The sequence below is a fragment of the Hymenobacter glaciei genome (assembly GCF_039539585.1).
Lineage (GTDB): Bacteria > Bacteroidota > Bacteroidia > Cytophagales > Hymenobacteraceae > Hymenobacter > Hymenobacter glaciei.
This window is the reverse complement of sequence record NZ_BAABDK010000014.1, coordinates 23,959-33,527: the sequence shown is the minus strand read 5'-3', so window position 1 is coordinate 33,527 and position 9,569 is coordinate 23,959. Positions and strand designations below refer to the sequence as shown.

8 protein-coding genes and 1 tRNA gene are annotated in these 9,569 nt (G+C 63.4%); 8 read left to right on the top strand and 1 reads right to left on the bottom strand.

The window, feature by feature from the left end:
• From ABD837_RS08625 to ABD837_RS08605, 5 genes are all read left to right on the top strand, one after another.
• A partial coding sequence (locus ABD837_RS08625) for a DUF1963 domain-containing protein (RefSeq protein WP_345052947.1) occupies nucleotides 1–250 on the top strand: 250 nt, incomplete at its 5' end.
• 158 nt (nucleotides 251–408) lie between these two features.
• A tRNA-OTHER gene (locus ABD837_RS08620) sits at nucleotides 409–520 on the top strand.
• A gap of 30 nt (nucleotides 521–550) precedes the next feature.
• Complete coding sequence (locus ABD837_RS08615) at nucleotides 551–2,809, top strand: hypothetical protein (protein ID WP_345052944.1); 2,259 nt, start codon at nucleotides 551–553, stop codon at nucleotides 2,807–2,809.
• A 125-nt stretch (nucleotides 2,810–2,934) separates the two neighbouring features.
• On the top strand, nucleotides 2,935–4,275 hold the full coding sequence (locus tag ABD837_RS08610) for an SWIM zinc finger family protein (RefSeq protein WP_345052942.1): 1,341 nt from the start codon (nucleotides 2,935–2,937) through the stop codon (nucleotides 4,273–4,275).
• A gap of 54 nt (nucleotides 4,276–4,329) precedes the next feature.
• Entirely contained in the window at nucleotides 4,330–7,314 is a 2,985-nt protein-coding gene (locus ABD837_RS08605; protein WP_345052940.1) for a DUF6493 family protein, read from the top strand.
• A 151-nt stretch (nucleotides 7,315–7,465) separates the two neighbouring features.
• On the opposite strand, the gene ABD837_RS08600 is transcribed toward ABD837_RS08605, so the two are convergent.
• Nucleotides 7,466–7,669, bottom strand: coding sequence for a hypothetical protein (locus ABD837_RS08600; protein WP_345052937.1), 204 nt, complete (start codon nucleotides 7,667–7,669; stop codon nucleotides 7,466–7,468).
• A 173-nt stretch (nucleotides 7,670–7,842) separates the two neighbouring features.
• Here ABD837_RS08600 and ABD837_RS08595 point away from each other — a divergent pair, with 173 nt between their 5' ends.
• The 3 genes from ABD837_RS08595 to ABD837_RS08585 all read left to right on the top strand — a co-directional run bounded on the left by ABD837_RS08595 (nucleotide 7,843) and on the right by ABD837_RS08585 (nucleotide 9,525).
• On the top strand, nucleotides 7,843–8,589 hold the full coding sequence (locus ABD837_RS08595; RefSeq protein WP_345052935.1) for a hypothetical protein: 747 nt from the start codon (nucleotides 7,843–7,845) through the stop codon (nucleotides 8,587–8,589).
• A 72-nt stretch (nucleotides 8,590–8,661) separates the two neighbouring features.
• Nucleotides 8,662–9,006 carry a hypothetical protein gene (locus ABD837_RS08590; RefSeq protein WP_345052932.1) on the top strand — a complete coding sequence of 115 codons (345 nt, stop codon included), beginning with the start codon at nucleotides 8,662–8,664 and terminating at the stop codon, nucleotides 9,004–9,006.
• Nucleotides 9,007–9,033: 27 nt separating this feature from the next.
• Nucleotides 9,034–9,525 carry a hypothetical protein gene (locus tag ABD837_RS08585; RefSeq protein WP_345052930.1) on the top strand — a complete coding sequence of 164 codons (492 nt, stop codon included), beginning with the start codon at nucleotides 9,034–9,036 and terminating at the stop codon, nucleotides 9,523–9,525.
• Nucleotides 9,526–9,569: the final 44 nt, after the last annotated feature.

The following is a 9,569-nucleotide window of genomic DNA, read 5'->3' as shown; positions in this document are numbered from 1 at the left end:
CAGTGCGCGCTGGACGATGACTACCGCCACCGCTGCCTCCAATTTTAATGCGTTTACCCTGGGGGGCTACCCCTGTTGGCTACAGGGAGCGGACAATCCGGTTGATGCGGCGGGCCAGACCCTGCCCCTGCTGTTCCAGCTTGACTCGGAAGAGAAGGCCGGCATCATGTGGGGCGACACGGGGCTGGTCTACGTATTCTATGACCCGCAGCGCCCAGGACATTTTACCTTTGACCTGCAATGCCTGTGAGCAGCAGGTGCTAACTTGCCGGCCAACAACCTGCTTGCCCAGTTTGAAAAAGCCAGGTCAAGCGCCGCTTACTTCTTTTTCTGTCAAAAAATAGCCGCTCAATTACCTGGTTTTTTCACTGGCAAGGGTTGCCGGGCGGCGTGGGCAGCTCGGTTTTTGAAGCAGTAGCTCAGTGGTAGAGCATGAAACAGCGCTGGAATTACCCGCGAGGGTCAACCGGCGCTTACTTCCTGGATTTTAGGGTCGTTGGTTCGAATCCAACCTGCTTCACCCTCTTTTTGCAGCTTTCTACCTGCTTCGATGACTCACTCCCTACTCCAGGTTGGCCTGCGCCAGAAAGCCGTTTACATTCCCGCCGCAGCTTCCAGTGGCCGCCAGCCAGACCTGCCCCCTACCCTGCCCGATGCTACGGCTGTGCTGGTAGCGAACCTGGCCAAGCTGGGCTACGGCGTTTCGGAACCACTGCTGCGGGCCTTGGAAGGCACGACGCCGGACTTCCAGGCGCAGCTGCTGGAGGTGGTGCGCGAGGTAATGGGCGTGAACAAGAACTGGACGCCCCTAGTGAAGGCCTGGGACACGCCCACAGGTGAAAGCCGGCTAGACCATGTGCTGACGTTCTTCGCCAACCTTTTTCAGACGAAGGGCACCACGCTGCCTTGTGGCCACATTATTCCGCCCGATACTTTCCCGCTGGCCCGCTATAACGGCTGCCCGTTCTGCGGCACGCCCTTCGAGTTTGCCGAGATTGAGCACGCCGGACAAGGCAGTAAGCTGAAAGTGCTGGACCTGTGGACGGAGGCCAACGTCGCGAACCTGCTGCGCGATTTGCTGGCCTCGAAAACGGCGCTAGATGCCACGCAGGCGGATAGCCTGCGCCGCCTGCTGGCCGAGCTGCCCTTGCCGACGGCCGTGCCCATTGCCATGAAGGAAACGCGCATGGCCGTGGTAGATGCTTACGTGCAGCTCGGCCAGCCCGACCAGGCGCAGGCCTTGTTTTCGACGCCCACCGATATTCTGCGCTACCTGTGGTATAAGAAAACCGGCTTCCTGCAGCTGGTAGAGCCCAAAATCATCCGGCAGCGGCGGCAGCGAAACACCCGCAACATCGTCTGGACAGTGGACCGCAACGCGCAGGCGCAGGCCCAAACCCAGGCGCAGGCCCGCACCGACCTCAAGCTCAAGTACAGCCGGCGCGAGGCCGCAATGGTGGCGGGTTGGCTCAACGCGCTGCCCCAGAGCCCTGTGCAGCTGGGCGAAATCATGCACCCCAAGCGGGGCATGTGGGTGCGCTTTATTCGGGCGTTGCGGCTGGCCGAGTACAGCAAGCGGCCCGCGCTGGCCAAGCTGCGCGAGACGCTGGACGTGTTCTACAACCAGACCTACGAGGTGTGGCAGGGGCGCGTCAACCATTTCCGGCTGCGGCATGATGCCGAGCACACGTTTGGATTGCTGAAGCAGCGGCCGGGGCTGTTTGCCCGCTCGCTGTTTGCCAACATGCTCTGGTTTGGGGCCGAGCCCACCGTAGCGGCGTTTGCCGAAGTGCTCGACCAGGTGCCGGCCCGGCTGGTGTTTACGCTGGCGATGTACGCCGAGGACTATTTCACGCCCGGCACCAAGCGCACGGTGAAGCCCCTGGGGGGCGGCAGCCAGCAGGTGAAGGCCAACCAGCGGCTGAACAACTACTCCCCGGAAGAGCTGCAAGCCATGCAGGCGGCCGTGGTGAACCTCTGTATGGTGGTCATGGAACGGCGGTTTGCGGCCCAGCCCACGCCGCACCGCACCATGTACATCGACCCGGCGCTGTTCAAAATTCCGGTGGCCATCGGCGACCGGAGCGACACGGTGCAGGACTTGCCGGCGGCGCTGATGGGCACCCGGTTTGCGGTGGAAGGCGAAGCGGTACGCTTATTCATGCAATGGGGCGTGGGTCTGGCGGCGCAGCACCTGGACATGGATTTGAGCTGCACCATTGCCTTTGCCACGCGCACCGACCACTGCTCCTTTTCCCAGCTGGTAACCACGGGGTGCAAGCACAGTGGCGATATCCAGTACGTGCCCAGCCAGGTGGGCACGGCCGAATACATCGAGCTGGACCTGGCCGCGCTGGAGCAGGCCCAGGCGCACTACGTCACCTTCACCTGCAACGCTTACACGGCCGGGGCGCTCACGCCCAACCTCACGGTGGGGTGGATGAGCAGCCAGCACCCCATGAAGGTTTCGGCGAGTGGCGTGGCCTACGACCCCTCCTGCGTGCAGCACCAAGTGCGCGTGACGCAGGGCCTGGCCAAGGGACTGGTCTTCGGGGTGCTGGACGTGGCGCAGCGGGAAATTGTCTGGCTAGAAATGGCTTTTCAGGGGCCGCTGGTGAAGAACCTGAACCAGGCCGGCGTGCAGACGCTGCTGCGGAAGCTGGATAGCAAGCTCAGCATCGGCCAGCTACTGACGGTGAAGGCCCGCGCCCAGCGCCTGGAGCTAGTGGAGCATCCGGAAGCTGACGAAATATACACGGCCGCCTGGGCGCAGAATACGGCGGCGGTTACGCAGCTGCTCATGGACTGAGCTATTTGCCCATCCTCTTGACCACCGGATTAGGCATCATGTCGGCTGTGTGATTTTAAAAAGGTCGTTTTACTATTAATATTAGTTAGTATATTGCCACTGTATTTAGCATTATACTCTACACTATGTCTGACTTTGCTTACTCGTATGCCCGGCCCTCTGCGCTGGAGCAGCGGCCGGATGGCAATGCCCTGCTGCTGTCCGCCTTCGCCGAGGAAGGGCTGAACGCGGAAACTGCCTGTTTTTTCTGGGGCCGGCTGCGCAACTCCTGGCTGGCGGCGCGGGGGCTGAGCACCCTGGCCAAGGTCGTTGCCTCCCGGTTTGTCCCGCAGAGTGCCGCCTTGCGGGACCCCATCGTGACGGCCGGTGCCGGCCAGCTGCGGTTCGAAGCCTTTTCCTCGTGCAACGGCGTGTATGCCCGCCTGGACCTGGGCCCGGAGGCCCTGGATGGGGAGTTCCTGAGCAGCGGCACCACCAACGTCGACTTCAACGAGCCGATGGTGAACGCGCTGGCCCGCATCTCCCGCACGGAGCCGGTGCTGTTGTCCGTTGGACAGCAGGAGGTGGTGCTGGAGCGCGCCGCGGGCAAGGTCGTGGAGCGGAAAGTAGCCCTGCCCGAGCGCTGGATTAAAGGGCTGACGTCGGTGCAAGCCTACCTGGCATTGATGGAGGAAAAGCTGCGCCTGACGCGCGCACAGGCTATTCAGCTGGTGCAGAGTATTCCGGCGGGCTCGGCCAAAGCCGACTATTACCTCGTGCTGCGGGGCGCGCGCCCCAGCTTCACCCCGGTGGCCAGCGCGGGGGCCGTGCGGGTGGGCGGGGTTCACCGCCTGCGCCTGCTCGACGGGCTGCTACCCCTCTGCGAAGCCGTGCGCGTGTACGCCACGCCGGACGGGCAAGCCTCGGCCTTTGTGCTGGAGCTCGGGGGCGGGCAGCGCTTTTTGCTAGCCCTGTCGGCCGACGTGTGGCGCGGCTTTTCGGGCGAGGGAAACCAGCTCGAAACGCTGATGGACGAATTGCCGCCGGAGTGGGTCGGCGGTGCCAACCGACTGTTCCGCGGCAATGAGGTGTTCAACCCCACGGTGTTTGCCCTGGAGCACGACCTGGCCCCCGCCACCGTGGAGCGACTGTGCGCCAGCCTGTCGGCTATGGGGCTGCTGGGCTTCGACCTGGCCGAAAATCAGCACTTCTACCGCCGCCTGCCCTTTAAGCTCGGGCGCATCCTAAGTCTGAACCCCCGCCTGAAGAATGCCCGCGCCCTATTGGACGCGGCCGATGACGTGCAGCTCGTGGGCGTGGGGGCCGGCGGCCGAACGGAGGTACGCGTGCGCGGCACCGACTTGTGGCATACGGTGGTGGTGGGCGCTGCGGAGGGGGCGCGCTGCACCTGCCCGTGGTTCAGCAGTAACCAGGGCCAGCGCGGCCCCTGCAAACACATTTTAGCGGCCCAGATGCGCTACCGGTAAGCCGTTGCTGCATCTGCCTGCATCCTTTTTCCGCCCGTCTTTCATTTATTATCGATGTCCGTTGTCGACACTTTTGAACGCATCATTCGTCACCAGGATGTGCAGCAGCTCGTGCCCGTGCTGCTGGCCCTGGATAAAAAGCAGCAGCTGGCTGTTCGCGCCAAAACCAAGGCGCTGCGCAAGGAACTGACCGAATTCCGGCAGTTGGGCTCCTCCACCTGGGGGCGAACTGGCACGGAGTCGCAGCTGGCCATGCTGTTTCTGGCGGGCGTGGCGACCTACACCCGCAAGGAGGCCATGGGGTTGGACGAGCCCCTGGGGATGCACTGGGGAGAAGGGACCATCCGCGCCGCTTACCAGGCGTCCTTTTTCACGGTGGCGGAGCACGCCCGCCCGAACTGGTTTGGGGAATGGCTGGAGCGCCGAAGCCGGGGGGGGCCGTGGGGCCTGCCCGACTACGGGCTGCTGCGGGAGATGGAGGCCAGGCAGCTCCTCGATTACGAGCCGGCCTTGTTTAGCCGCACGCTGGCTCATTCCCTGCACCTGAAGAGCTTCCATCGCCGCCGCGAAGAAAAGCCGGTGCCCAACTACGCGGAGAAGCTCCTGCTGGACTTTGCGGCCAGCGCCGCCACCAGCGGGCGGGATTTGCTGGGGTTTTTCGACTACGACACCACTGTCGACTCGACGCAGGCCTACACGGGCATTGCCCAGCAGCACGTTGCGTGGCTCGACGTGCTGCTGCACCTAGCGGCGGCGGGCCACGTTGACCGCACGGAGCTGCTCACGCGCAGCCTGCTGGCCCTGCGGCGCGACTTCCGCCGGCCGCTGCTGACGTGGTTCAAAAACCTGTTCCTGGCCCTGCAGCCCAGCCCGGAAGAATGCCTGACCCGGCAGGAGGAGCTGGTCGAGCTGCTGGCTCATACGCAGCCGCAGGTAGTTAATTTTGCGCTGGAGCAGCTGAAACCCTTCTGGACGAACGCGGCGTTCGACCCGGCCCCGCTCCTGCTGTATGCGGAAGGGCTGGTGACCCGGCAAGACCTTAAAACGGCGCAGCGCACCTTGCTGAGCGGCTTCGAGAAGCTGCTGAAACGCAGCCCGGCCCTTGCCCCGGAACTGGGCCGGTTGGCGTCAGCGGCCCTGGCCAGCGCCGATGCGGCGGTGCAGGGCAAAGCGGCTAAGCTGCTGGTTTCCCTGCTGCAGGCCAACAAGCCCTTGTTGTCGGCCGATGAAACGGCGGACCTAGTTAGCTCGCTGGCCGATTATGCCGACCTGCTGACGGCGGGCACGCGGCAGCTCCTGGCGCCGTGGCTGGCCCCTGCCCCAGCACCCGTGCCGACCATGGGCACCAGCTATGCTCCTGCGACGGAGTTTGTCCCGGATTTGTCGTCGACTAATGCGGTGACGCCGGTTGCGGATTGGCACGAGCTGCTATTCCTCACGGGCCAGGTGCTGCGCCACGACAGCGTACTGGACCTGGAGCGCTGGATGGATGGCTTGCTACGGCTGCAACCGCAGTTCGCGGCTGACTACGCCCAGCAGCTGCTGCCTTACCTGGTGCAGGTGCGGCCTTTTCTGAAAGGCAAAACCGGCGAGCAGGCCACCGCCATCATTGCCGGCAATGGGCTGGCGGGGCACCGTGGGCTGGTTGAGGCGCTGATAATGGGCTGGGCGCAGGGCTTCACCACCGAGCGCGTGAACAAGGTGAATGTGCGGGATGACCATGATACCTCCGACCCGCTGGTACTGGTGGAGCAGCGCCGTTTTGTGACTGCTGAAAAACACCTGCGCACCCGCGCCGGCCTGCCGTTGCTGAGCACCCCGTCGCACGCTCCCCACTGGGTATCCCCGGCCGTGCTGGTCGACAAGCTATTGGCATACGAGGCCGCCAACGTCGAACCTGACCCGGCTGACTTGGTGGTGGCCCTCGCTCGCACGGCCTACGCTAACACGGCAGCAGCCCAGACAGCCCTCGCCCGACTCACCCAACTGCAGCGGGCGGAGCTGCGCGAATTATTGCAGTGGCTGCTGACACCCGGGCAGCCAGCCTTACCAGCCTTCCAGCCGGCGAAAACCTCCGTGCTCAAGCACCTGACCGCGCGCCTGGGCAAGCTGCTGCCCGGCAATGCCAGTGGGGGCACCACCCTGGCCGATGCCTGGCCGTGGCTGTGGGCGGTTGCCGCCCGCACCCGTCGGCCCGATGGCGTTTTCGAGGAGCTGACGGCCTTGATTGCGACGGATTACACCGGCGTGGTGCGCCCTTGGGCTCCGGAGTGGCACTTTGAAGTCAAAACCAATACGTGGGTGGAACAGTGGAAACCCGGCAAGCCCACGGTGACGCACCAGTACCCGGTGCTGCAGTTTCCGAGCAAGTACACCAGCCAGACACCGCCGTCGCCGCTGCTGCTCTACTCCCAGCACGCCCGCTTCCGGGCCATGGGTCAGGCGGGGTGGGTGCTGCCCCAAGACTACCGGTTTGTGGCCAGCCTGGTGCCCCACAACCCGGCGCCGCTGCATTGGCACGTGATGCGCACGGCGGCCTGGGCCGATGGCCTGGAATCCACCGAGCGGGATGTCGTTCAGGCGGCTTTGCAGGAGCTACTGGGCCCGGGTCCGGCGTTCACAGAGCCGACCACCTTGCTGCTGGCAGTCGGCCTGATGCACCGGGTGCCGGCTTGTCGGGTCCTGGCACTGGAAGCGTTTCTATCGGCTGGTGCCACCCGCCGGCTTGTTCCCGCCGACTTGGGCACCACGCTCGGGCGCTTCCTCGCGGTCGAGTTTGTGCCGGTGCAGCGACTGGCCGACAACCTGCAGCAAGCGCGCGCCATCGATGCGACCACGGACGAGGTACTGCAGCAGGTCCTGGACCACCTGCTGCCAGAGTTACCGTCTGCCCCCTTGCGCAACACCAAGAAGCTGGTTGAGCTGTACACCGACTTAGTTGGTCGTAGCGGCCGGGAGCCGGCGGAGGCAGTAAAAACCAATTTCCGCAACTGGAAAAGCACCGCCGCACTCAAGAAGACCATCGGAGAGTTGGTATAGACTCCTATTGAACAGACTGGCTGCCCTGAGACGAAAATACCCGACCGGAGTAACTCCCGAGTCGGGTATTTTTTTGGTTGGCCCAGGCTGGGCGGGATGGGTGCGGGTACGCTTCGTGTACGCTTCGAGGTGCCTTGAAGGACGGGACGAGCTACCGGGAAGCGGGGGCGTTCAGGGCGGCGCTTACCTCGGCGGCATCGAGGCCGGTGAGGCGGCAGAAGTCCTGCACGGTGACGAGGGCACCGGCCGGTTTGCCGGCGGCCTGGCGGGCGCGGCGCACGAGCCGCTTGGCGGAATCGTAGCTGCGGCCGGTGAGGGTCGCCACGTCTTTGGGGTAAAGGCAGATGCGGGGCACGGCGATGGGGCGGGGTGTATGGGGACTGACCGGGCTATACGGGGCACGGGGCTAGGATTGTCAAATTTACTTGAAGTATTTCGACTCGACAAACAGCGCCCTGGCTATGAATGCGGGTTGAGGAGCTGGCCGCTATTGGCAAATCGGCGCATTCAGACAATTTACTTTTCACAATGGCACAACAAACTGGTATTTTGGGCCTGCAGGGGACGGTGGGCGGACTGGTCTTCCGGAAGGATGGCTCGGTTGCGCAGAAGCCGGCCTCGAACAAGGCCAAATTCATGACCGCGGCCAGCATGGCGCGTACTCGTGAAAACGCATCCGAATTTGGCCTGGCGGCCAGCTACAGCAAGGTGCTACGCGACTCGTTGCGCGTGGCCATTGCTGCGGCCAGTGACAGCCGTGTGGCCTCGCGCCTGACCAAGGCCATGCGCGAAGTCATCGGCCTTGATGACACGAACGACCGTGGGCAACGGGTGTTCGACTCAACCAACTCGGCTCCTCTGCTCGGCTTCAACTTCAACGCCGGGGCTGGCATCGGGCAGACGATGTACTTCCCCTATGAAGTAACGGGCGCGGGTGCGGACGTGACAATGATGATTCCGGCGCTGAACCCGGCCGCGGACGTGGCGGCTCCACAGGGTACGACCCACTTCGAGGTGGTGTTCGCGGCCTCGTCGCTGGATATGGAGACGCTGACCTACACCAATGCTGTTGTGGCCGCCCCGCTCGGCATCCTGGCAGTGAACAGCGTGGCTCTGGCGAACCAAACGGTAGTGGCCAGCTTCCCGGCTGCTCCCCCTGCCGCTAACCTGGTGGTAGGTGTGGTAGGCATCAACTTCTACCAGCAGGTGAACGGCAAGTTCTACCCGCTCAATAACAACAGCACCAACCCGCTGGCCATTGAGTACGTGGCATAAGCCGCGACCTTGAAAGGACGGCCAACCATGACCGGTTGGCCGTTTTTCTTTTCACCTCTCCCCTGCTACTCAATGGCACTTACTGGCTACCAGCTGCAGTACAAGCGGCGTATGAAAAAGGCCCTGGCCCTGCGGGCGAAAGCCGACCGGCAAGCCCGCTTTCTGGTGGCCCGACTGGCCACTGTGCTGGCACAGGGCGAAATCGCCGCCGACCACATTGGCCGAATCAATACGCTGTATGGCACCGCGCTCAGCCAGCGCACCGATTTAGTGGACGGCTACCGGGTGGCTGGCACCGCGGTGGCCCTGAATCAGGTTGCCGCAACCAGTTTAGGCGGCGCCCCGGCCGTGGTCTTCGTGAACCTGCCGGCCAATGCCGGCGACGCCATGTTGGCGCCTGATGCCGACCTGGACTAATCTTTTAACTTCTAATTCTAACTAATCATGGCACTAACGGCCTATCAAACTCAATTCAAGCGGCGCATGAAGCGCGCCATTAAGCTGCGCGCCAAAGCCGACCAGAAGGCCCGACGCTATACTCAACTGCTAGCCGATGCCATTGGCGCGGCCGAGGATGCGGCCATGCAGATGAACGAGCTGAACCAGATTTACAACGTGGACGTGAGCACCTACACGCTGCTCACGCAGGCGCTGCACGCCAACAGCGGGCAGGAGGTGCTGGAAGACCATCTGGCGCAGAGTACGCCCGGTGAGGAGCTAATTATCTTCAACCAAGTGCCGGATGGCAACGGTGGGCTGGAACTGCCGCTCAACCCGTTGTTTGGCGAACTGGTGGGCACGCCAATTATTCCACCTGCACAGACGGCAAAAGCTTCGGCACTGAAGGTAACTCCCACACCGGACCTTCTACCAGCGGCTGAATCAGCTACAACTGCTGCAGTAGAAGCGAGCACACGCGATACGGCAAGCAACTAGCGTCAAGGCGCCTACAACTAAATAAAAAGCCCGCTGGCGTTCTT